The 21,541-nt window shown below is 74.6% G+C and carries 19 protein-coding genes; 8 read left to right on the plus strand and 11 right to left on the minus strand.

Features of this window, described 5'->3' with window-relative positions:
* Positions 1 to 347: 347 nt before the first annotated feature.
* Genes metE through EJK16_RS00465 form a run of 3 tightly spaced genes read right to left on the minus strand, consistent with a single transcriptional unit; the run spans position 348 to position 4,807 of the window.
* The gene (gene metE, locus EJK16_RS00455) at positions 348 to 2,771 is read right to left on the minus strand and encodes a 5-methyltetrahydropteroyltriglutamate--homocysteine S-methyltransferase (protein ID WP_127125236.1); all 2,424 of its coding nucleotides are present in this window, start codon (positions 2,769 to 2,771) and stop codon (positions 348 to 350) included.
* Between the two features lie 9 nt (positions 2,772 to 2,780).
* On the minus strand, positions 2,781 to 3,797 hold the full coding sequence (locus tag EJK16_RS00460; protein WP_164737155.1) for a methylenetetrahydrofolate reductase: 1,017 nt from the start codon (positions 3,795 to 3,797) through the stop codon (positions 2,781 to 2,783).
* Between the two features lie 32 nt (positions 3,798 to 3,829).
* Complete coding sequence (locus tag EJK16_RS00465; protein ID WP_127125240.1) at positions 3,830 to 4,807, minus strand: NADP-dependent oxidoreductase; 978 nt, start codon at positions 4,805 to 4,807, stop codon at positions 3,830 to 3,832.
* A 158-nt stretch (positions 4,808 to 4,965) separates the two neighbouring features.
* Between EJK16_RS00465 and EJK16_RS00470 the strand changes: the two genes are divergently transcribed.
* On the plus strand, positions 4,966 to 5,445 hold the full coding sequence (locus tag EJK16_RS00470; protein ID WP_240645691.1) for a transporter substrate-binding domain-containing protein: 480 nt from the start codon (positions 4,966 to 4,968) through the stop codon (positions 5,443 to 5,445).
* Positions 5,442 to 6,512, plus strand: coding sequence for a cation transporter (locus EJK16_RS00475; protein WP_127125242.1), 1,071 nt, complete (start codon positions 5,442 to 5,444; stop codon positions 6,510 to 6,512). Before EJK16_RS00470 ends, EJK16_RS00475 begins: the two co-directional genes overlap by 4 nt.
* Here EJK16_RS00475 and EJK16_RS00480 read toward each other — a convergent pair.
* Complete coding sequence (locus tag EJK16_RS00480; RefSeq protein ID WP_127125244.1) at positions 6,509 to 7,534, minus strand: class I SAM-dependent methyltransferase; 1,026 nt, start codon at positions 7,532 to 7,534, stop codon at positions 6,509 to 6,511. The two genes, EJK16_RS00475 and EJK16_RS00480, sit on opposite strands and share 4 nt — an antisense overlap.
* 209 nt (positions 7,535 to 7,743) lie before the next feature.
* Here EJK16_RS00480 and EJK16_RS00485 point away from each other — a divergent pair, with 209 nt between their 5' ends.
* The 3 genes from EJK16_RS00485 (at position 7,744) to EJK16_RS00495 (ending at position 10,198) form a co-directional block, all read left to right on the plus strand.
* On the plus strand, positions 7,744 to 7,965 hold the full coding sequence (locus EJK16_RS00485; RefSeq protein ID WP_127125246.1) for a PLDc N-terminal domain-containing protein: 222 nt from the start codon (positions 7,744 to 7,746) through the stop codon (positions 7,963 to 7,965).
* A gap of 422 nt (positions 7,966 to 8,387) precedes the next feature.
* On the plus strand, positions 8,388 to 9,572 hold the full coding sequence (locus EJK16_RS00490; RefSeq protein WP_127125248.1) for an S-(hydroxymethyl)mycothiol dehydrogenase: 1,185 nt from the start codon (positions 8,388 to 8,390) through the stop codon (positions 9,570 to 9,572).
* On the plus strand, positions 9,569 to 10,198 hold the full coding sequence (locus EJK16_RS00495) for an MBL fold metallo-hydrolase (RefSeq protein WP_127125250.1): 630 nt from the start codon (positions 9,569 to 9,571) through the stop codon (positions 10,196 to 10,198). Before EJK16_RS00490 ends, EJK16_RS00495 begins: the two co-directional genes overlap by 4 nt.
* Before the next feature lie 87 nt (positions 10,199 to 10,285).
* On the opposite strand, the gene EJK16_RS00500 is transcribed toward EJK16_RS00495, so the two are convergent.
* Positions 10,286 to 11,479 carry an MFS transporter gene (locus tag EJK16_RS00500; protein ID WP_127125252.1) on the minus strand — a complete coding sequence of 398 codons (1,194 nt, stop codon included), beginning with the start codon at positions 11,477 to 11,479 and terminating at the stop codon, positions 10,286 to 10,288.
* A gap of 173 nt (positions 11,480 to 11,652) precedes the next feature.
* Between EJK16_RS00500 and EJK16_RS00505 the strand changes: the two genes are divergently transcribed.
* The 3 genes from EJK16_RS00505 (at position 11,653) to EJK16_RS00515 (ending at position 14,130) form a co-directional block, all read left to right on the plus strand.
* The gene (locus tag EJK16_RS00505) at positions 11,653 to 12,549 is read left to right on the plus strand and encodes a TIGR03619 family F420-dependent LLM class oxidoreductase (protein ID WP_127125254.1); all 897 of its coding nucleotides are present in this window, start codon (positions 11,653 to 11,655) and stop codon (positions 12,547 to 12,549) included.
* Between the two features lie 124 nt (positions 12,550 to 12,673).
* Positions 12,674 to 13,243 (plus strand): hypothetical protein, encoded by a 570-nt coding sequence (locus tag EJK16_RS00510; RefSeq protein ID WP_127125256.1) that lies wholly within the window; start codon positions 12,674 to 12,676, stop codon positions 13,241 to 13,243.
* Positions 13,244 to 13,365: 122 nt separating this feature from the next.
* Positions 13,366 to 14,130, plus strand: a complete 765-nt coding sequence (locus EJK16_RS00515; RefSeq protein WP_127125258.1) for a S9 family peptidase — start codon at positions 13,366 to 13,368, stop codon at positions 14,128 to 14,130.
* A gap of 20 nt (positions 14,131 to 14,150) precedes the next feature.
* Here EJK16_RS00515 and EJK16_RS00520 read toward each other — a convergent pair whose 3' ends face one another.
* The 6 genes from EJK16_RS00520 to EJK16_RS00545 all read right to left on the minus strand — a co-directional run bounded on the left by EJK16_RS00520 (position 14,151) and on the right by EJK16_RS00545 (position 21,263).
* A complete protein-coding gene (locus tag EJK16_RS00520) occupies positions 14,151 to 15,341 on the minus strand; it encodes a GNAT family N-acetyltransferase (RefSeq protein ID WP_164737156.1) in 1,191 nt (396 codons plus the stop codon).
* Between the two features lie 242 nt (positions 15,342 to 15,583).
* Positions 15,584 to 16,624: an endonuclease/exonuclease/phosphatase family protein gene (locus EJK16_RS00525; protein ID WP_127125261.1), complete on the minus strand. Its 1,041-nt coding sequence runs from the start codon at positions 16,622 to 16,624 to the stop codon at positions 15,584 to 15,586.
* A 106-nt stretch (positions 16,625 to 16,730) separates the two neighbouring features.
* A complete protein-coding gene (locus tag EJK16_RS00530) occupies positions 16,731 to 17,246 on the minus strand; it encodes an ASCH domain-containing protein (protein WP_127125263.1) in 516 nt (171 codons plus the stop codon).
* A gap of 74 nt (positions 17,247 to 17,320) precedes the next feature.
* Positions 17,321 to 18,001, minus strand: coding sequence for an alpha/beta hydrolase (locus tag EJK16_RS00535; RefSeq protein WP_127125265.1), 681 nt, complete (start codon positions 17,999 to 18,001; stop codon positions 17,321 to 17,323).
* A 251-nt stretch (positions 18,002 to 18,252) separates the two neighbouring features.
* Complete coding sequence (locus tag EJK16_RS00540) at positions 18,253 to 19,461, minus strand: Bcr/CflA family efflux MFS transporter (protein ID WP_127125267.1); 1,209 nt, start codon at positions 19,459 to 19,461, stop codon at positions 18,253 to 18,255.
* 113 nt (positions 19,462 to 19,574) lie between these two features.
* Complete coding sequence (locus tag EJK16_RS00545) at positions 19,575 to 21,263, minus strand: calcineurin-like phosphoesterase C-terminal domain-containing protein (RefSeq protein ID WP_127125269.1); 1,689 nt, start codon at positions 21,261 to 21,263, stop codon at positions 19,575 to 19,577.
* Between the last annotated feature and the right edge of the window lie 278 nt (positions 21,264 to 21,541).

Raw genomic sequence — 21,541 nt, forward strand, 5'->3', positions numbered from 1 at the left:
GCATGTATCGGAACGAGGGCGCCGTGATCTCCTGGGGGCCTGGCGGCGTGGGTCCTGGCGGCCTCGCCTCGCCGGTCTCAATCGAATCGCGCCACAAAGGCCCAAGCCACGTGGCCGACACGCCGGGGACACGCCGCCCGGCGACAGGACGGCCGAGGCGTTTGTGGCGCGATCCACACGCCGGCCGCATCCGCACGAGCTGCGGCACGGCACGCCACAGCACGCCACGCCACAGCACGGCACGGCACGGCACGGCACGGCACGGCACGGCAGCAGTGAGCGTGCAACGCAGAGCCGGGCGCCGGTGCCGCGCGAGTACTTGACCTGTCAGCGCCTGGGGGACAGGTTCAACGGGACAGCGACGTCCGGGCGCCCTGCTCCTGGAGCGTCGCGCGCACCGCCCGGGCGGCGGCGACCAGGTGCTCCAGCGCCGCCGTCGTCTCCTCGTAGCGGCGGGTCTTCAGACCGCAGTCGGGGTTGACCCACAGCTGGTGGGCCGGCACCGCCGCCACCGCCGCGGCGAGCAGGTCGGTGATCTCCTCGGTCGAGGGCACGTGCGGGGAGTGGATGTCGTACACGCCCGGCCCGATCCCCCGCGCGAAGCCGGAGTCCCGGATCGCCGGCAGGACGTCCATGCCCGAGCGCGCGGCCTCGATGCTCGTCACGTCCGCGTCCAGGCGGTCGATGGCGCCGAGGATCGCACCGAACTCGGAGTAGCACAGGTGCGTGTGCACCTGGGTCCGGGGGGACGCGCCGCCGGTGGCCAGGCGGAACGCCCGCACCGACCAGTCCAGGTACGCGGCGTGCTCCGCCCGGCGCAGCGGGAGGAGCTCGCGCAGGGCGGGCTCATCGACCTGGATGACGCCGATGCCTGCGGCCTCGAGGTCGGCGACCTCGTCGCGCAGCGCGAGGGCCACCTGCGTGGCGGTGTCCCCGAGCGGCTGGTCGTCGCGCACGAAGCTCCACGCCAGGATCGTCACCGGCCCGGTGAGCATGCCCTTGACCGGCCGGTCCGTCAGCGACGCCGCGAAGGTGCTCCATTCCACCGTCATGTGCCGCGGGCGCACGACGTCGCCCCAAAGGATCGACGGCCGGGTGCACCGCGAGCCGTAGGACTGCACCCAGCCGTGCTCGGTGACGGCGAAGCCCTCCAGCAGCTCGGCGAAGTACTGCACCATGTCGTTGCGCTCGGGCTCGCCGTGCACGAGCACGTCCAGGCCGAGACGCTCCTGGAGCCGCACGACCTCCTCGATCTCGGCGCGCATCGCGGAGCGGTACTCCGCGTCGCTGATCGCGCCCCGGCGCAGCGCCACCCGGGCCTTGCGGATCCGTGAGGTCTGGGGGAACGAGCCGATCGTCGTCGTCGGCAGCGGGGGCAGGTCGAGCACGGCGCGCTGGGCGGCCACCCGCTCGGTGTACGGGGCGCGGGCGAGCTCCGCGTCGGTCAGGGCGGCGACCCGCTCGCGCACCTCCCGGCGCCGCACGCCCGGGTGCGCCAGGCGGCGCTCGCGCACCTCGGCGGACTCGGCGAGCGCCCCGCCGGCCGTGTCCCGCCCCTCGGTCAGGCAGCGCGCGAGCACGAGCACCTCCTCGACCTTCTGGTCGGCGAAGGCCAGCCAGCCCCGCAGGTCCTTGCCGAGGTGCTTCTTCTCGCGGCCGACGTCGAGCGGGACGTGCAGCAGGGACGACGAGGTGGACACGGCCACCCGCGCGCCGGGCCCGATCCGCGCCGTGACCTCCTCGAGGAGGCCCAGGGCCTGGTCCAGGTCGGTGCGCCAGACGTTCCGTCCGTCGACGACGCCGGCCACGACGACCTTGTGCCGCAGCGAGCGCAGCACCTCGGCGTCGGGGAGGTCGCCGCGCACCAGGTCGAGCCCCACCGCCTCGACGGGGCCCGCGGCCAGCACGGGCAGCGCGTCACCCAGCGACCCGTACGGCGCCGCCACGAAGATCGCGGGGCGCTCGGGCCGGCCGAGCTCCCCGGCCAGGCGGGCGTAGGCCCGCTCGGTGGCGGCGAGCACCCGCTCCCGGGGCACGTCCCAGGTGTCCGCCACGAGCGCCGGCTCGTCGAGCTGGACCCAGGGCGCCCCGGCCGCGCCGAGCGCGCGCAGGAGCCCGGCGTACGCGGTGAGGACGTCGTCGAGTCGGTCGAGCGGGTGGAAGCCGGCCGGCGCGCCGTCCGCCTGCCGCACGGCCTTGCTGAGCAGCAGGAACGTGATGGGACCGACGATGACCGGCCGGGTGGTCACGCCGTCTGCGGCGGCCTCGAGGAACTCGCGGACCACCCGGTCGTCGGCGTAGCGCACGGGTGTGCCCGGCCAGATCTCAGGCACGAGGTAGTGGTAGTTCGAGTCGAACCACTTCGTCATCTCCAGCGGCGCCCGGTCCTCCTCGCCGCGCGCCATCGCGAAGTAGCCGGGCAGGTCGACGGCGGCCGCGCCGGCCGGGTCGGGGGCGTCGGCAGACCCGGCGAAGCGTTCCGGGACCGCGCCGAGGGTCGTGGCCGCGTCGAGCACGTGGTCGTAGAACGAGAAGTCCGACGGGATCGCGGCGTCGTCGGGGCTCAGGCCGAGCCGGGTCAGGCGCTGGCGGGTGGCGCGGCGCAGGTTCTCGGCGTCGGCCTGCAGGTCGTCGAGCTCACGGCGCCCGGCCCAGAACGCCTCCACGGCCTTCTTCAGCTCGCGGTTCGGCCCGATCCGGGGAAAGCCGAGGACGGTGCCCCCGGGGAACCACGGGACCGTGCGGTCCGGGGCGACGGGCGGCTCGCTCATGGCTGCTCCTCAGTTCGTCGGGACGGGTCGGCCGGCGCGGTCGGCCTGCGCCCGGCCGGCTCGCGCCCGGCCGGTCAGCGCCGGGTTGCGGATGCCGCGGGCCCGCAGGTGCTCGAGCACGTCGAGGGCGGGACGGTCCTGGTTGAAGGTGTACAGGTGCAGGCCCGGCGCCCCGGCGGCCAGAACGCCGTCGATGAGCCGCAGCGTCGCGGCGATGCCCCGGCGGAGCCGCTCGGCGTCGTCCGTGTCGAGCATCGCGTCGACCTCCGGCGGCACGGGCACCCCCGTGAGGGTGGAGAGGCGGTGGAGGCGGGCGGGGTCGGTCAGCGGGATGACGCCGGGCAGGATCGGGATGTGCACGCCGCCGGCGCGGGCGTCGGCCACGAGCGAGGCATACGCGTCGGCGTCGAAGAAGACCTGCGTGATGGCGAAGTCCGCGCCGGCGTCCTGCTTCTCCCGCAGTGCCCGCAGCTCGGCGTCGCGGGTGTGGCTGCCGCCCGAGGGGTAGGCGGCCACGGACACCGAGACGACGTCCGCCGGCTCGACCCCGAGGTCCAGGGCCACCACGCTGGGTGGCTCGGTGGTCGCCTCGCGGCCGCCGCCGGGTCGCGGCGCGCCCAGCCGCTCGTTCTCGACCTCGCGGATGAGGGCGACGAGCTCGCTGGAGCGCGTCAGGCCGCCCGGCGGCGCGGACCACGTGCCCTGGCCGGCCGGCGGGTCCCCGCGCAGCGCAAGGAAGTCGCGCACGCCGGCGTCCATCAGCCGGTTCACGCGGGTGACGAGATCCTGCCGGGTCGCGGCCACGCACGTCAGGTGGGCGATGGGCGGCACGGCGGTCTGCGTCAGGAGCCGCCGGACCAGCTCCGCGGAGGCCTCCCGGGAGGAGCCCGACGCCCCGTACGTCACGGAGAAGAAGTCCGGGCCGGCGTCGGCCATGCGCAGGACGCGCTGCCAGACGGCCTCGTCGAACTCGGGCCGCCGGGGCGGGAAGAGCTCGAAGGACACGGTCGGGTGCGCGGTCGCCACACCCAGCAGGCTAGAGGGCCGCGTGACGCCGGTCACACCACATCGGCGCGCGCCCCGCCGTCGTCCCGACGGGTGGGACGGTCCGTCACCGAGGCGCGGGACACCTCGACGACGACCTTGCCGGCCGTGTGCCCGCCCTCCACGGCCGCGAGCGCCTCCGCCGTCCGGTCGAGGGGGTACACGGCCGTCACCCGCGGGGCGACGGCCCCGGACGCGACGAGCGCCACGAGCGCGCCGAGGGACTCGCGCGTCGGGCGGCGCGCGACGCCGGCGCCGCCGAGCTCCGTGGCCGTGGCCGGGTCGACCGTCGTGACGACGGCGGCGGGGTCCTTGGCGAGCGGGGCGACGTCCCGCAGCGCCTGCCCGCCGACGAGGTCGAGGACGGCGTCCGCGCCGTCGGGCAGGACGGCGCGCAGCCGGCCCGTCACGCCCGGCCCCGAGACGACGAGCGTGGCCCCGAGCTCCTCGACGAGTGCCCGCTTCGCCTCGCTGGCCGTGCCCACCACGCGGATGCCCTCTGCGCGGGCGATCTGCGCGGCCATGGTGCCCACGCCCCCGCCCACGCCGTTGATGAGCAGGGTCTGCCCGGGGGCGAGCGGGACCTGGTGGGCGCCGTCCCAGGCGGTGGCGCCGGCGACGGGCAGGGCCGCGGCGTCCGTGAAGGGCAGGGACGCCGGCTTGGCGACCACCTTCGTCGCCGCGGCGACGGTGTGCTCGGCGAACCCGCCGCCGCCGCGCGCCGGGAGCCCGAGGACGGCGTCCCCGACGGCGAAGCCTTCCGTCCCCTCCCCCAGCGCCTCGACGACGCCGGCGAACTCCAGGCCCATCGGGGCCGGCAGGGCGATCGTGCGGCCGAACGCGCCCGCGCGGCGCTTGACGTCCGCCGGGTTCACACCGGCCGCGCGCACGGCCACCAACAGCTCCCCCGGCCCCGGTGCGGGGACGTCACGCTCGATGAGCGCCTGGGACTCGGGGCCGCCGAACTCCTCGAACACGAAGACCTTGGACATGGCACTCCCTCTCGACGTCACCCAGCCAACCACGACCCCTCCGAGCTCGTGCGCCCACCCCCGCCGCGCCCACCCTCGCCGTGGGCGGCGCCCGCCGCGGGCGCCGCCCCGGGCCGCGTCGAGATGCGCAACTGCGCGGTTGTCGATTTGCTGAGCCTGTGACCAGGTATTTCATGCTGACGGTGCTCATGGTGCTGGGGCTGGTGGCCGGGTGCTCGGTGACGATCCCCACCGACCCGGACGGCACGCTCGACCGGGCGCGCGGCGGCGTCCTGCGGGTGGGCGTCTCGCCGAACCCGCCGTGGACCGAGCTCCCCGGCGCCGACGCCGAGCCGCGCGGGCTTGAGGCGGACCTCGTGCGGGACTTCGCCGCCTCGCTCGACGCCGAGGTCGAGTGGACCCCGGGCGGCGAGGAGGCCCTCATGGGGGCGCTCGACCGGGACGAGCTGGACCTCGTGATCGGCGGGCTCACCGCGAAGTCCCCGTGGTCCTCGCACGCGGCGCTGACCTACCGCTACACCGCCACCACCGGACCGGAGGGGGAGGAGGAGCTCCACGTCATGGCCGCCCCGATGGGCGAGAACGCCTTCCTCGTCGAGCTCGAGCGCTTCCTGCTCGGGAAGGAGCTGCCGCGATGAGCGAGAAGTTCGGCAACACGGAGCTCCCGCCGGAGCAGGCGGCCGCCCTGCGCCGGGCCATCCGCCTGGAGCGGGCGATGATCGCCTACCTGGTCACGGCAGTCGTGCTCGTCTACCTCGTCATGGGCAGCTCCCAGGCGATGAAGGCCGCGTGGGTCGAGGACCTGCTGTCCCTCGTCCCGCCGATCTCGTTCCTCGTCGCCGCCCGGATGGCCCGTCGCCCGCCGACGCCGGAGCACCCGTACGGCTACCACCGGGCGGTCGGGGTGGGGCACCTCGTCGCGGCCACGGCCCTGACGACCATGGGCCTCTTCCTCATCTGGGACTCCGGCTCCGGCCTCCTCAAGGGCGAGCACCCGCCCGTCGGGCTGATGGAGATCGGCGGGTTCTCGGTGTGGTCGGGCTGGCTGATGATCGCCGTCCTCGCCTACACCGGCATCCCGCCCGTGCTGTTCGGGCGCGCCAAGATGCCGCTGGCCCGCGGCCTCCACGACCGCGTGCTCCACGCAGACGCGGACATGAACAAGGCGGACTGGATGACCGCCGCCGGCGCCGTCGTGGGCGTGCTCGGCATCGGCGTCGGGCTGTGGTGGGCGGACGCCGTCGCCGCGCTGTTCATCTCCGGCAGCGTCGTGCACGACGGCGTCCGCAACCTCCGCGTGGCGGTCACCGCGCTCATGGACGCCCGGGCCCCCGACGTCGAGGGCCGCCGCACGCACCCCCTGGTCGGCGAGCTCGACGAGCACCTGGCCGCGGTGCCGTGGGTGGCGCGGGCCGCGTCGCGGGTGCGCGACGAGGGCCACGTGTTCCACGTGGAGTCCTTCGTGGTCCCCGCCGACGGGGTCTCGCCGTCGCTGGAGGATCTCCGGCGTGCCCGCGAGTCCGTCATCGCGCTCGACTGGAAGATCCAAGACATGGTGCTCGCGCCCGTCGAGGAGCTGCCCGAGGAGCTGGTGCCCGGCGTCGTCGGGGACGGGCGACGCGACGGCCACAGCGAGAGCGACGTCCGCCGGCAGGGCGACGTCCGCCGGCAGGGCGACGTCCGCCGGGGCGACGCCGGCCGCTAGGGCGACGTAGGCCGCCGGGCCGTCACCGCATAGAGCGGCTCGCCCGGCGTGAGCCGCCTGGTGCGGACGGGGTCCAGCCCGGCCACCGCCACGGCGGCCTGAACCTCCGCCGTCGTGGGCAGCGCCATCTGCCCTTCCTGGGCGCGCAGCAGCAGGTCGAAGTGGCGGCTGAAGGCGGAGCCGTCGGCCATCGTCGAGACGACCAGGAGGGTCCCGCCAGGCGCGAGGAGCGCTCCGACATCTCGCAGCAGCGCGGCGCGTTCCGCCTCGGGCAGGTAGTAGATGGCGTTGGCGAGGAGCGCGAGGTCGACGGGCCCGCCGAGGAGCGCCGGCTCGGCGACGACGTCGCGGACGTCGGCCCGGAGGACGCGGGCGCGTCCCGAGAGCCCGTGCCGCGACAACGTCCGGGCCGCCAGCGCCGCGGCCGCGTCGTCGACGTCGATGCCGATGCCCGCCGCCGCCGCCGGGGCGAGCGTGAGCATGTGCGCCAGGTGGGCGCCGTCCCCGCAGCCGACGTCGAGGATGCGGCCGGGCGCCGCCGCCCGGACCTCGCCGGCCAGGGCGGCGTGGACGAGCGGCTCCATGGCCCGGGAGAGCCGCGCGATGACCTCGCCGCGGGTGGCCACGTCCCGGCGCCCGGGGCCGCCACGCAGCTGCTTTGGCAGGTCGCGGTACAACCCCGTGTGGAAGCCGCCGAAGGCCTCGTACGCGGCGCGGACGACGTCGTCGCCGAGCAGCGCCCGGCCGCGGCGGGCCAGCCGGTGACCGCCGGAGGGGCTGCGCACGAGCCTGGCGGCGCGGAGCCCACCCAGGAAGGCCTCGAGCAGGGGCTCGTCGACCGCCCCGAGCTCCTTGGCCAGCTGCGCCGTGGTGCGGGGACGGCGCAGGGCGTCGAGGACGCCCGTCTCGAGTGCCGCGGCGACCATGGCGACCCGGATGGCGGCCTCGCCGTCTCGCACGGCGCGGACACGTTCCCACAGGCTCCCCGCGCGGGCGACCTGGACGAGCGAACGGATCCTCATCGGCCTCCCTCGGTCGGGTCAGGAGCCGGACGGGACAAGGGTGGCGGACCCGGCCCACGCCGTCCAGGGCCGCCCGGCGCCACGCACGCGCACGCGTGGGCCGGGAGCACCCCGGACCGGGCGCCGACGTGCCACGATGCCTGGCACAGAGAAGTTGACCAGGCCGGCGGGCGGTACCCGAGCGCCGGCCACGCACGAGGGAGAGCGAGATGGCACGGAAGAAGTCGTGGAAGGACCTGAGCTCCGGGCAGCGTGCTGCGGCCCTGGCGCTGGGCTCCGCCGAGGTCGCGCTGGCGGCCGCGGCGTGGACGGACCTGGCGCGCCGGCCCGCCGAGAGCGTCAACGGCGGCAAGCTCAAGTGGGCGCTGATCATCGCGCTCAACATCGTGGGCCCGCTCAGCTACTTCAAGTGGGGGCGCCGCCCGGCATAGGTGGTCACCGGTGGCGCGGCCACCATCGGTGACGACGTCGAGGTGCTCGACGTCGCCCACCTCCTCCTCGCCGGGGTCCGCAAGGCCGGGGTCCGTCACGGCCCGGGGTGACTGAGCAGCTCCCTACCCCGCCGAGCGACACGTCGCGGTCGCCACTCACCGACCCGCTGCGCCCACCGACACGTTACGGCTGCCTTCCGGACACCGAACCCCCATCTCCACCGTCGGTGGCGTCTGGGGCTCGGTCACGTCGATGACGACGAGGGTCAGATCACCCCCGGAATCTGTGAGCGATGTACTCCGGAGTGCCCTGGCCGCGGTCGCGACCGCGCGCAGGGCACCCCTGAGGCCCATCCCACGGCCATGTCTGGGGCGCCGCATAGGGTGGACGACGTCATCGCCACCGTCCCGGAGGAGTCCCCGTGCCCCAGCAGGTCCAGGCCGTCATCGCCCGCACCAAGAACGCCCCGGTCGAGCTGACCACCATCGTCATCCCCGACCCCGGCCCCGGCGAGGCCGTGGTGAAGGTCCAGGCCTGCGGCGTCTGCCACACCGACCACAACTACGTCGAGGGCGGCGTGGGCGACAACTTCCCGTTCCTGCTCGGCCACGAGGCCGCCGGCGTCGTCGAGGCCGTCGGCGACGGCGTCACCGAGGTCGCCCCGGGCGACTACGTGGTCCTTAACTGGCGCGCGGTGTGCGGGCAGTGCCGCGCGTGCCGCAAGGGGCAGCCGCAGTACTGCTTCGCCACGCACAACGCCACGCAGAAGATGACGCTGACCGACGGCACCGAGCTCACCGCCGCGCTGGGGATCGGCGCGTTCGCCGAGAAGACGCTCGTCGCCGCGGGCCAGTGCACCAAGGTGGACCCGGCCGCGCCGCCGGAGGTCGCCGGCCTGGTCGGCTGCGGCGTCATGGCCGGGATCGGCGCAGCCGTCAACACCGGCGCCGTCGCGCGCGGCGAGTCCGTCGCCGTCATCGGCTGCGGCGGAGTCGGCGACGCGGCGATCGCGGGCGCCGCGCTGGCGGGTGCCACCACGGTCATCGCCGTGGACATCGAGGACCGCAAGCTCGAGTGGGCCCGGCAGTTCGGCGCCACCCACACGGTCAACTCCCGCACCACCGACCCTGTCGAGGCCATCCGGGAGATCACGGGCGGCTTCGGGGCCGACGTCGTCATCGAGGCCGCCGGCCGCGCCGACACGTACGAGCAGGCCTTCTACGCCCGCGACCTCGCCGGGCGCGTGGTGCTCGTCGGCGTGCCCGCCCCCGGCACGGAGATCACCCTGCCGCTGGACGAGGTCTTCGGCCGGGGCGGCGCCCTGAAGTCCGCCTGGTACGGCGACTGCCTGCCCAGCCGCGACTTCCCCGCGCTCATCGACCTCTACCTCCAGGGCCGCCTCAACCTCGGCGGCTTCGTCAGCGAGACGATCGGGCTCGGGGACGTGAACGAGGCCTTCGGCAAGATGCTGCGCGGCGACGTGCTGCGCTCCGTCGTCGTGCTCGACGGCGATGCCGCCCGGCACGAGCAGGGGACGCCGACCGGCGCGGCGGCGGCGACAGGCGAGGCGACGGCAGCCGGCGCGACGGCCGAGGCGGGCGCATGAGCGCGCGCATCGACCGGGCCGTCACCTCCGGGACCTTCTCCCTCGACGGCGGAACGTGGGACGTCGACAACAACGTCTGGGTCGTCGGTGACGATGCCGAGTGCGTGATCATCGACGCCGCTCACGACGCCGCGGCCATCAGGGAGATCGTGGGCGGCCGGCGGGTGCGGGCCATCCTGCTCACCCACGCGCACGACGACCACATCGACGCCGTAGCGGACCTGCGGGACGCCGTCGACGCCCCCGTCCACCTGCACCCGGGCGACCGGATGCTGTGGGACGCGCTCTACCCCGAGGCCGCGCCGGACGTCGAGCTCGCCGACGGCGACGTCGTCGCCGTCGGCGGGCTGGAGCTGCACGCGCTCCACACGCCCGGGCACAGCCCGGGCTCGGCCTGCTTCCACGTCCCCGCGCTGGGCGCGCTCTTCTCCGGGGACACGCTCTTCGCCGGCGGGCCGGGGGCGACGGGTCGGTCCTACTCGGACTTCCCCACGATCATCGGCTCGATCCGGGACAAGCTCCTCACCCTGCCCGCCGAGACCGTGGTGCACACCGGCCACGGCGAGGACACGAGCATCGGCGCCGAGGCACCGCACCTGCAGGAGTGGGTCGACCGGGGGCACTGATCGGGCGCCGCCGAGAGGCACGCGGGCGTCGGAGAGCGGCACGAGCCGCAGCCGGCGGGAGCGGCCCGGGAGACGCGGTCGCGCGGCTCACGCCGCGGTGGCCTCCCGGGCCCCGCGCAGGCGCGCGAGCAGCGCCGTGGCCAACGCGGCGCTGCCGGCCGCGGCGCCGCCGACCGCGAAGGTCGCGGGGATCCCGGCGGCGTCGGCCACGAGGCCGAGGAGCAGCGGTCCCCCGCCGAGGCCCAGGTCGACGAACATGCTGAACGTCCCGGCGGCCCCGCCGCGCAGGCGGGGCTCGACGCTGGACATGATCGCCCGCACGAACGCCGGGGTCAGGAACGCGACACCGACCGCGAGGACGGCGGTCCCGGCCACCAGCCCCGCCGGGCTGCGGACGGCCGCCATCACCGCGAGGCCGGCCGCCGTGCAGGCCAGCGCCGCAGCGCCCGACCACAGCGCGGGGTACCGATCCGCCAGTGGGGCAAAGGCGACGCGGCACCCGACCACCACGAGGCCGTACACCGCCAGGACGGCCCCGGAGCTCGACAGGCCGACCTCACGGGCGTGGAGCGCCGCGAAGGTGAGGAAGCCGGCCGCCGCGGCGAGGCCGGCGCAGAAGGCGAACCCCGGGGCGAGGACGGCGCGGTGGATGAGCGGAAGGTCCGTGGTGTCGCGCTGCGGGCTGGCCGTCTCGGGCAGGCGGAGCACCACCATCACGGCCACGACGGCCAGGAAGGCGCCGCCGAGCCACGCCAGGCGGAAGCCGCCGACGGCGAGCAGCAGCTCGCCCAGCGCGGGCCCCGCGGAGATGCCCAGGTACAGGGCGAGGGAGTTGTAGCTCAGGGCCTCGCCCAGCCGTTTCGGCGGCGCGAGATCGGTCAGCGCCGCCGTGGCGGCGACAAAGAACAGCGCCTCGGCGACGCCCAGCAGCACCCTCAGCCCCACCAGGACCCACAGCTCGCCGGCGAGCAGGTGCGCGGCGGTCACCACGGCGTACAGCGCGCCGCCGCCAACGAGCAGGGGGCGTCGCCCCCGGCGGTCCGAGAGGCGACCGGCGAGGGGACGCAGCACCAGCGCCGTCGCGCTGAAGACGCCGACGGCCAGACCGACCCCGGCCGGCCCGGCCCCGAGCGGGCCACGGGCGAACAGCGGGACGATGGGCACGGTCAAGCCGAAGGCGGTGAAGTACGCGAGCTCGGCCGCCGTCAGCGTCAGGAAGTCCCGGGTGAGGAGCGTCGCGCCGTCGCTGTCTCCCCCGCCTGTGGCCCGTGGGCGCGCCATGCGCCATGGTAGGTCCCGCCTGCGGGGCCTAGGGAGGGTCCGGCCTACCGGCCACGCGAGGGTCCGGTCTGCGAGGCCCCCGGCGGGTCCCGTCCGCGGCCCCCGACGGCCTCGGCGCCGCGCCGATCGTTGAGCGCCGCGCCGCCGCGGCCGCCACGGGGCACGATGCCGTCATGGACATCGGCTTCGCGCTCCCCGTCTCTGGCTCCTGGGCGACCCCGCGCAACGTCGCCGAGGTGGCGCGCCGCGCGGAGGCGCTCGGCTACGCCTCGGTGTGGACGTTCCAGCGGCTGCTCGTCCCGGAGGAGGCGTCGCTCCCGCCGGTCTACGCCAGCGTGCTCGACCCGGTCGTCGCGCTGGGGTACGCCGCCGCGGTCACCGAGCGCGTCCGGCTCGGCACGGCGATCGTGAACCTGCCCTTCCAGTCCCCGGCCGTGCTCGGCAAGCAGCTCGCCACCCTGGACGTGCTCTCGGACGGGCGGCTCGACGTCGGCCTCGGCCTGGGCTGGTCGCGCGAGGAGTTCGTCGCGGCCGGGGCGTCCTTCCGGCGGCGCGGGGCGCGCGCGGAGGAGTACCTCGCCTGCCTGCGGGCGCTGTGGGGGCAGGACCGGGTCGAGTTCGACGGCGAGTTCTACCGCGTGCCGGTCTCGAACGTGCTGCCCAAGCCGGTGCAGCGCCCGCACCCGCCGATCCTGCTCGGCGGGCAGGCGCCCGCCGCGCTGGCCCGCGCCGGACGGCTCGCCGACGGCTGGATCAGCAACAGCCGGGCCGACCTGACCCGGCTGTCCGACCCGGTCGAGCAGGTCCGGCGAGCCGCCCGGGACAGCGGCCGCGACCCGGACACGCTGCGGTTTGTCTGCCGCGGCGTCGTGCGCGACGCGCCCCGCACCGGCCCGCTCACCGGCTCGCTGGACGAGGTGCGCGCGGACCTGCCCGCCCTCGCCGCGCAAGGCGTCACCGAGGTGTTCGTCGACCTCAACTTCGACCCCACGATCGGCCACCCGGACGCGGACCCGGCCGCGTCCATGCGCCGCGCCCACGCGGTGCTCGACGCGCTCGCGCCCGCCTGACGGCCGCGGCGGGCGGCCGGGCCGCGATGCGTCAGGACCCTTGCCGGGCCCGCGCGGCAGGCGTCATGCTTGACGGGGACTTCCGCCCCCGTAGTGGCGCCCGCCCTCCAACTAAGGTCTTCCCATGGTGACGCGCACGCACGAGCAGCAGGTCAGCGAGGAGCGCCTCGAGGCCGCGACGGGCCGCACCCGTGCGCAGTGGTACGCCCTCCTGGACGCCGCCGGCGCCCGGGAGTGGGACCACACCCACATCGCCCGCTGGCTCGGCGGCGAGCACGACGTCGACGGCTGGTGGGCGCAGGGCGTCACCGTGGGGTACGAGCAGTCCCGGGGGCTGCGCGAGCCCGGCCAGCGCCCCGACGGGTACTTCGAGGTCAGTGCCACCAAGACGCTGTACGGCGTCCGCGAGGAGCTCTGGCCGCACCTGGCCGACGACGACCTGCGCAGCGACTGGCTCGACGTCGACTGGCCCGTCATGGGGGTCACGGAACCGAGGTCCGTGCGCTTCCAGGCGGACGACGGCTCCCGCGTGACGATGCTTCTCGAGCCGGTCCCGCCCGGCAAGGACGGCCGCGCCAAGGTGCGCCTGGCGGTGCAGCACAGCAAGCTGCGCGACGCCGGCGCCGTCGCCGAGACCAAGAAGTTCTGGAAGGACAGCCTCGCGACGCTCGCGGCGGCCGTCAACGAGGCCTGAACGTCGTTACGGGGCCGCCGGGGCCGCCGGCCAGGCCGACTTAGCGACGCTCCCCGGACCGAATCGCAAGACTTCACCCCCGAGTTGCCAACGCACCGATACCAAACCTTTACCGTTAGGGCATGGCAGAGGTCTCGATCACCACGCCCCGTGGCGTCCACCTGGCAGGCACCTTCGAGCCGGGACCGGGGTCGACGGCGGTCCTCTTCGCCCACGGGTTCCTCTCGGACCGCCACTCCTCCCAGCGCTTCGACATCCTGGCCGACGCCTACCGCGCCGCCGGCTACGCCACGCTCCAGATCGACTTCTCCGGGTGCGGCGCCAGCGACGACGACGTCGTCACGACGGCCGGCCAGGTGGAGGACCTCCGCTCGGCGTCGGCCTGGCTCGCCGAGGAGGGCTACCCGGTCCAGGCCATCCACGCCCACTCCTTCGGCACGCTGGCGGCCCTGCGCGCGCACCCGCAGAACGTCGTGACGCTCGTGCTCACGGGCGCGCTCACCGGGCCCATGTCCTACCCGTGGGAGGCGATCTTCTCCACCCACCAGCTCGACGAGCTCGAGCAGCACGGCCTGACCCGCGTGCCGGACGACAACGCCGCGAAGGTCCGCGAGTACTCGGTGATCTCCCGCGAGACCCTGGCCAACTACTCCCTCAACGACCAGGCCGACCTCCTCGGCCGGGCCCGCGTCCCCACGCTGCTGATCTACGCCGACTCGGACGAGCAGCAGACCGAGCTCGTCGCGCTGGCCCGGGAGGGCCTGCACCTGCTGCCCGAGGGGTCGCGGCTGGAGGTGCTCGAGGGGGCGCAGCACGGGCTCTACGACCGCATCGACGCCGTCGCCGAGCTGGCGCTGAAGTGGTTCGCGGTCCACATGCCCGCCTGAAGCGCCCGGCAGCCCGGCGGTCAGCCGAGGCGCCGCTGCCAGGCGCCCTCGATGCTGGCGCGGGCAAACCCGATCTGCTCGTTGATGGCGAGCATGTACCGGTTCTCCCCGGCGTTCCACGTGTGCACCCGCCGGGCCTCCGGCCGGACCTGCGCGAGCAGCTGGAGGTTCGCCGCCTTGACGAGCAGGCCCAGGCGGCGCCCACGGTGGTCGGCGCGCACGAGGGTGTTGTACTGGAAGACCATCTCCTTGCGGTGCGCCGGCAGCATCAGCTGCGTGAACGCGGCCAGCTCGCCGGTGGGCACGTGCAGGGCGGCGGTCAGGACGTACCGGTCGCCGGTGCGGGTGATCGCCTCGTCGGTGTCCCGCACCCGCTGGGCGTCCCACACCTCCTCACGCAGGTCGACGCCCGCCGAGGGGGCGTCGGTGCTCATCCGCCGCTGCAGCACCGCGACGCCGTCGAGCAACTCCTCGGGCGTGCGGTCGGCCCACTGCACCACCCGGTAGTCCTCCCCCGCGGCCTGCGCGGCCTGCGCCCGCCAGCCGGCGAGCGCGGCCGGGTCGACGGGCAGCGCGAGCATGGAGTGCCGATCCGTCTGCTCGAGCGCGAAGCCGTGGGCGAGCGCGAAGCGGGCTGACGGATCGTCGGCGGAGATGGCGCCCACCCCGGTGGCGGCGACGACGGCCGCGGCGTGTCCGGCCGGGGGCTCGTGCACGTGCGAGGACCAGGTGGTGACCACCTCCCGGCCCGCCGCACGCACGCGCTCCTCGGCCGCGCGCCACAACGCCTCGCCGACGCCCCTGCGCCGCGCCCCGGGGCGGACCATGAGGTCGACCATGGCCAGGTGGGTGTTGTCGGTCCGCGGCATGGTGATGCCGGCGAACCCGACGACGTCGGCGACGGCGCCGCGCGTGGTCTCCGCACCCGCGCCCTCGTGTGCAGCCTCCGCACCCGCGCCCTGGCCGTCCACGGTGGCGGGCAGGACGTCCGCCCCGTCGTGGCCCCGCACGGCCAGGAGCACCACCTTGGCGGAGTGCTTCTGGTCGGCATAGTCGGCGACGCGCGTGCGCGGCGGGTCGATGAAGTCGTCGTGGCCGAGAACCGCGATCAGATGCTCGGCACCCACCTCGGCCCACCCCTCGGCGGCCCACGAGGGGCTCGCCCCGGGGTCGGTCGGGACGGCGAGCTCGGCGATGCGGAAGGTGGTCACGCGACGGGAGTCTGACAGCGCCTGGCCCGCCGAGGCCACCGAATTTCGCGCCACCCCGCGGCTCCTGTCGCGCCACCCCGTGGCGCCCGGGGTAGATCCAGCAGGCATATCTTCCGGAGTTACCCCGGAAATCGTTGCTCCCTGCGGCGGTCACGGGCAGCGTCGCCGAGCCTCCGCATCGACGGCCCCGCCGCAGGGTCAGACCGATCAGCCACAGGGCCAGAGCGGGACAACGCGCCGGGTCAGCGGGGCATCAGCCGAACGAGCAGCGCGCGGTGGTCGCTGTCGCCGCGCTCCACGACGGCGGCCTGGGTGGCCCGGTAGCGGCGGGGGTCGACGAGCACATGGTCGATGGTCGTGCCAAGCCACTCCGGCGCCCGGACCGGCCAGGTGCTCACACCGCCCGCCCCGGCCGCCACCGCGGCGTCGGCGCAGCGCCCGAGGTCCGCCATGGCGGCGTGGTCCAGGGTGGCGTTGAAGTCTCCCGCGAGGATCAGGCCGTCCGTCCCGCGGCCACGGCACAGGGCGGTGACCTCACCGAGGTCCCGCCGCCAGTCCCGGGTGAGGCTCTCGACGGGGGCGCGCGGGTGCACGGCCACGAGCACGGGCCCGACGCCGGAGGCGGGTTCCGCCCGGACGCTGCCCTCGGTGGTGCGCGGCGCCGACGTCTGGACGTACTCGCCCAGCGTCGTCGCCACGAGCAGGGCGGTGGAGCCGATCCCCGGCCTCCCGGCCTCGGCGTCGAAGACCTGGAACGTCTCGCCGTCGGCGGCCCGGAGCTCCGCCACCCGGTCCGCCGTCGCCCGCGACGTCTCGGCCAGCATCATCACGTCGACACCGTTCTCGTCCGCGAGCGCCGCGATGTCCTCGGCGCCGGTCCGCCCGCCGAGAGTGTTGTAGGCGAGCACGGTGATCGCCCCCGTGCCCGAGCCGGCGGCGCGCACGCCGTCGTCCGCCGAGAGCCGGCCGGGATTGTCGAGGCCGCGGTCCCAGGGGATCCATGCGTGCCCGCCGGCGACGAGCAGGAAGATCGTCCCGAGCGCCAGCGCGGGGCCGCCCCGGCCGAGGCGGACCGCGCCCAGCAGGCCGACCCCGAGCAGGACGAGGGCAACGACGGCGAAGATGCCCACCAGCAGCGGCCGCACCGCGATCGCCTGCGACACGGGGTACGTCATCGTCAGGCCCGCCCAGTCCGGGCGGAGCCGGCCGAGCCACTCGGGATTCACGGTGAGGGCGGCGGCCGCACCGAGGACCACGACGAAGAACCAGCTGATCACGCGCACGCGGTCAGTGTGACACCGCCTCGGTGTGCACAAACGCACCTCCTGCCACACACTGGGGGTAATTCGGATGGTTGGCTCCGCAACGCAGGGGGCTGCGGAGCCGGCCTCATCCCCGCCTGGCGTGCAGGATCTTGAACGTCTCGAGCACGACGGGCATGTCGGGGGCGAAGGCCCTGCCGGTCCGCGCCAGGGACTCCCGGAAGTACGTCTCGTGGGCCCGCCGCCACCACTCGAGACTCAGGTCACCCTCGCCCTCGGCGGCGGCGTGCCCGGCCGGGACCTGGTCGAAGGCGACGACGTCGACGGTCACGGTGCGCACGAGCGCCCGGGGCGCGCCCGAGCCGTCGCAGATGATCGAGAGGTCCCCGGGCCGGGGCAGCTCCTCACCGTCCGCCTCCCACTCCCACAGCGCGCTGGCCGTGGCCGTCTTCGCGCCCGCGAGCACCAGCGCGACGAGCCCGTCCGCGACCTCGGCGTTGCTCCCGAAGGCCCACGCGGGCGGGGTCAGGGAGGCGAGCTCGTTCTCGCCCACGACGACGTCGAGCCGGGTGAGCCCGGCGATCTTGCGCGCCTCCGCCCAGAACCGCTCGATGACCTGGTCCTCGGGGGCCGTGATGTCCATGGACGGAGTCTGACAGGTGGGCGCCCGGTCACGCTCCCGGCCGCTCGTCCCCCTCGCCCGCCTCCTGCTCGTCGTCAGCCGGCGTGGCGCTCGTCCAGGAAGGCGCGCAGGTCGGCCAGCGTGTCCGCCGAGATGCCGTGCCCGAGCCCGTCGTAGACCCGCGCGGTCAGGCTCGAGTGCTCGGGCAGCCACTGCCCGGCCCGCTCCACCAGGAACGGGGCGATGACCTGGTCGGCGCTGCCGCGGGCCCAGAACACCGGGGGTCGGCGACGGGCCAGCTCGGCGTCGCCGTCGAGCTGGCCGGGGGCGACGAAGCCGGAGAGGTTGGCCACGACGCCGATGCGGTCGGGCTCCTGGCGCAGGACCTGGGTCGCGATCGCCCCGCCCTGGGAGAAGCCTGCGAGGCCGACGCCGCTGAACTGCCCGTCGAGCGTGTCCAGCCAGGCGCGCACGGCCTCGGCGGCGCGGTTGGCGCCCTCCTCGCGCAGGCGGTCCGTCGTCTCCGTCTGCTGGTGGGCGGCCGGGCCGGCGAGCTCCCCGCCCAGGGAGAACCACTCGTACCCGAACTGGTTCCGGCCGGGGGCGCGGAGGGAGGCGACGACCAGTTCCTCCGGCAGGTACTGCGCGAGGCCGAAGAGGTCCTGCTCGTTCGAGCCGTAGCCGTGCAGCAGCACGAGCAGGGGCCGGCCGGCGCGCTCCGCGGCCGGGGCAGACCAGAGGATTGCGTCCGGGTCGATGGTCAGGGGTGTGCTCATGCGGGGGCGCTCCTGGCGTGCGGTGGTGGGGACATGGCGGTGCCGCCAGGTCCGTCCGCACAACGGCGCCGGGGCGGGTGGCATTCCGGGAGGTCGGCGACCATCGCGCGGCTAGGCCCGCCATTGCCCCACGACTGGTGCCGAAGTTACAGGTGTGTCGGCCGATCGGCCCTTGAGTGCCTCACCCGCCCCATTCATGGGACAAACGGCTCGTCCGCGGCGGCCGGGTCCACCGACGGCGGCTTGCCGCGCTACAACCGGGTGCCGCGCCGCACGACGGCGCCCATGATCACCCCGGCGACGGTGAAAGCGCCGATCATGACCGTCGCCATGATGGTCACCGAGCTGCCCAGCAGCCCGGACAGCGGCGCCCCGACGGCGGCCATGCCGAACTGCGAGGCGCCGATGAGGGCCGCGGCGCTGCCGGCATCGTGCGACTGGCGGGCCAGCGCGATGGCGGGCACGGTCGGCAGCAGCACCCCGATGGAGCCGATGGTCGGCAGCAGCGCCGCCAGCAGCGGCCACAGCCGTCCGGGGCCGGTCCCCACGGCGCCCGCGACCACGATCATCGCCGCCGCCCCGCAGAGCGCGACGACGAGGGCCCCGAGGACGAGCCGTTCCGCGCGCACCCGGCCCATGAGCGCGCCGGCGACCTGGGTGCCGGTCGTGACGGTGACGGCGCCGAGCCCGAAGATCAGGCCGAACTGCTGGGCGCTCAGGCCGTAGGTCTCCTGGAACAGGAAGGTGGACGTGGAGATGTAGGTGAACTGCCCGAGCATCGCCAGTCCCGCCACGAGCACGAGCCCGAGGTAGGTGGGGTCGCGCAGGAGGGCGACGTAGGCCCTCACCGCGGCCCGGGTGCCGCCGCGGCGGCGGCTTTCCGGCGGCAGGGTCTCCGGCATCCACAGCGCGACGAGGGCGAGCTGGACGGCGCCGAGCACGGCGAGCACCACGAAGAGCAGCCGCCAGGAGCCGACCAGCAGCAGCTGCGAGCCCAGGGCTGGCGCAACCACCGGCGCGACGCCAACCACGAGCATGAGCCGCGAGAGGGTCTTGCCCACCCGGACGCCCTCGTAGACGTCGCGGACGACCGCCACGGCGATGACGATCCCGGCGGCGGCCACGAGGCCGTGCAGGAAGCGGAGGGCCACCAGCAGCTCCACGCTGCCCACCACCGCGATGGCCAGGCTCAGGAGGACGTGGAGCGAGATGCCGACCAGGAGCGGCCGGCGGCGGCCGACCGCGTCGGAGACGGAGCCGATGACCAGCTGGCCTAGGGCCAGCCCGACCAGCGCGGCGGTGAGGGTGAGCTGGACCTGCTCGGCGCCGGTGCCGAGCTCCGCCGCCAGGTGCGGGAACGCGGGCAGGTACAGGTTGAGCGTCAGCGGGGCCATGGCGACGAGGGCGGCCAGCAGCACGACGAAGCCGGCACCGAGGCGCTGGCGTGTGGTCGTGGTCACCCGGAGAGCCTAGGCGCCTCGCGGGCCGCGCGGCGGGTACCCGGCGGCGGCGAAAGTCCGCTGGCGCAGGCCGCCGCCGGACGGGAGGGGGTTCGTCCGGCGGCGGGCTGGTCTCAGCGGCTGGCCGGCTTGCCCGCGACCACCTGGAACTGCGTGGTCGACTCGGACACCTGGCCGTAGGGGTCGGTGCTTCGCACCGTCACGGTGTGCTGCCCGGGGGCGATGTTGTTGGGCAGCCCCGCCGTCCACAGGTGGGACGAGGGCTCGGGCTTGGCCGGCTGCTCCGGGGTGCCGAGGTAGGCGGCCCGCAGGGTCGTCATGTACGGGTCATCGACCGGCGCGGACCGAGTCATGGCGGCGAAGGGCCGGCCGTCGATGCTGACCTCGACGGTGTGCCGGGCACCGCCGTCGAACACGTTGGCGGTCACCGTCGGGATCGCCCAGCGCTCGCCGTTCCAGTCGCGAGGGTGGTACTGCACGGCCTCGGCGAAGTCTCCCGACCCGCTCGGCCCGGACGGGACCCGGGTGACGTCGCCCTCGCCCCCGGAGAAGCTCAACCGCATCTGGAAGTCTGCCGGCAGGCTCGCGGCCTTGTACCGGGCGGTGTAGTCGGTGCCGTCGAAGCTCATGGTGTAGTAGCCGTTCGGGTTGCCGTCGGCCATGTCGGCGGCCGAGACGCCGCGCTCGTCGATCGGCCCGGTCGTCCAGCCACCCCCGCGGACCTCGGCGAGGACCTGCTGGTGGAAGGGCTTGGCGCCGGTCCACCCATCCTCCTCCCCGAGGTACATCTGCCAGCTGTTGGAGGTGTCGTGGCCGGAGAAGCTGTACACGTTCTCACGGTCGGCCAGGACGTCGAAGAGGCCCTCGAGGTTCGCCGTGTTGCCGCCCGCCGACGTGGAGGCATCGGACTTCAGCGGGATGTGCGTGGCGATGACGACCAGCGCGTCATCGGGAACCTGGGCGAGGTCGTTGGCCAGCCACTGCAGCTGCTGCTCGGACAGGGATCCGCGGTAGGCCGAGCCCGTCCCGGTCTTCTCGACGTTGTCCATGGCGACGACGTGCACCTGGCCGTAGTCGAAGGAGTAGTTCGTCGGGCCGAACACCGACTTGAATGTGTCCGTGGCGTGCTCGTCGCTCGGGGCGTCGTAGTCCATGTCGTGGTTGCCGGGCAGGCTCCACCACGGGATCCCGATCTCGGCGACGGCCGCGTTGTGCTCGGGAATCAGGCTCAGCGGGTCGTTGACCACATCCCCCACGGTGAGGCCGAAGGCGGCGTCTGATCCAACCAGCTCGGCGATCACGTCCTGGCGCAGCTCGCCGATCTCCCCGGAGTTCCGCGTCTGCGGGTCGGCAAAGACGAGCGCATCGAAGGCGTCCGGGTCGTCCTGCTCGACAAGCGGGAAGTCGACCGACTCCGGCAATGGGCCGGTCGGCTCGATCCCCCCGTAGCGGAGCGTGTGGGGTGTGCCGTTCGGGTAGTGCAGGTAGTAGAACTGGGGCAGCTGGACCTCGTTCACGGGAACCATGTACCCCGAGGGCTTGGAGACGAAGAGGATCGTCTCCTCGTCGACCGGCAGCGAGTAGGCGCCGCCCTGGTCCGTCGTCACGACGTCCAGCCCGTTGGACACGGCGACCCCCTCGATGCCGGGCTCACCGGCGTCACGCCGGCCGTTGCCGTTGTGGTCGTTGTACACCACACCCTCGGCAGTCTCTGTCGTGGCAACCGCGGAAGCCGCTGTGCCCGGCACGAGCAGCCCGGCCGCCAGCACCGTGCACGTCAGGGTGAGTCGTCTTCTCAGCATGCGTCTCTCGCCATCTCTTCGATGAAGTACGGACGCTTTGTGACGTTAATTAGTCCAGACGACTGCCTCATGAACACAGCGGTACCAGGAGCGGAACCATGCCCGGCGGTGGCGATGACCGGGCCGCGGGGAGCATGGGGAGGGCGTCACGTCCCTGCGCACGGGTCGTGAGCCCGCGACCGGGCCACCAGGGCTGGCGCGGCTGCCACGACCGGTCGTCGACCTGTCGACGACGCAGGACGTCGAGCCCCCGTTCGGGACCGAGCCTGCCATCGTCT

Source organism: Georgenia sp. SYP-B2076, from assembly GCF_003991205.1.
Taxonomy (GTDB): domain Bacteria; phylum Actinomycetota; class Actinomycetes; order Actinomycetales; family Actinomycetaceae; genus Georgenia.

Excerpts from the sequence above, each read along its gene's own strand:
- metE (WP_127125236.1), bottom strand. The coding sequence starts at position 2,771 with ATGAGCGAGCCGCCCGTCGCCCCGGACCGCACGGTCCCGTGGTTCCCC.
- EJK16_RS00465 (WP_127125240.1), bottom strand. The coding sequence starts at position 4,807 with ATGTCCAAGGTCTTCGTGTTCGAGGAGTTCGGCGGCCCCGAGTCCCAG.
- EJK16_RS00475 (WP_127125242.1), top strand. The coding sequence starts at position 5,442 with ATGAGCGAGAAGTTCGGCAACACGGAGCTCCCGCCGGAGCAGGCGGCC.
- EJK16_RS00480 (WP_127125244.1), bottom strand. The coding sequence starts at position 7,534 with ATGAGGATCCGTTCGCTCGTCCAGGTCGCCCGCGCGGGGAGCCTGTGG.
- EJK16_RS00485 (WP_127125246.1), top strand. The coding sequence starts at position 7,744 with ATGGCACGGAAGAAGTCGTGGAAGGACCTGAGCTCCGGGCAGCGTGCT.
- EJK16_RS00495 (WP_127125250.1), top strand. The coding sequence starts at position 9,569 with ATGAGCGCGCGCATCGACCGGGCCGTCACCTCCGGGACCTTCTCCCTC.
- EJK16_RS00500 (WP_127125252.1), bottom strand. The coding sequence starts at position 11,479 with ATGGCGCGCCCACGGGCCACAGGCGGGGGAGACAGCGACGGCGCGACG.
- EJK16_RS00505 (WP_127125254.1), top strand. The coding sequence starts at position 11,653 with ATGGACATCGGCTTCGCGCTCCCCGTCTCTGGCTCCTGGGCGACCCCG.
- EJK16_RS00510 (WP_127125256.1), top strand. The coding sequence starts at position 12,674 with ATGGTGACGCGCACGCACGAGCAGCAGGTCAGCGAGGAGCGCCTCGAG.
- EJK16_RS00515 (WP_127125258.1), top strand. The coding sequence starts at position 13,366 with ATGGCAGAGGTCTCGATCACCACGCCCCGTGGCGTCCACCTGGCAGGC.
- EJK16_RS00530 (WP_127125263.1), bottom strand. The coding sequence starts at position 17,246 with ATGGACATCACGGCCCCCGAGGACCAGGTCATCGAGCGGTTCTGGGCG.
- EJK16_RS00535 (WP_127125265.1), bottom strand. The coding sequence starts at position 18,001 with ATGAGCACACCCCTGACCATCGACCCGGACGCAATCCTCTGGTCTGCC.
- EJK16_RS00545 (WP_127125269.1), bottom strand. The coding sequence starts at position 21,263 with ATGCTGAGAAGACGACTCACCCTGACGTGCACGGTGCTGGCGGCCGGG.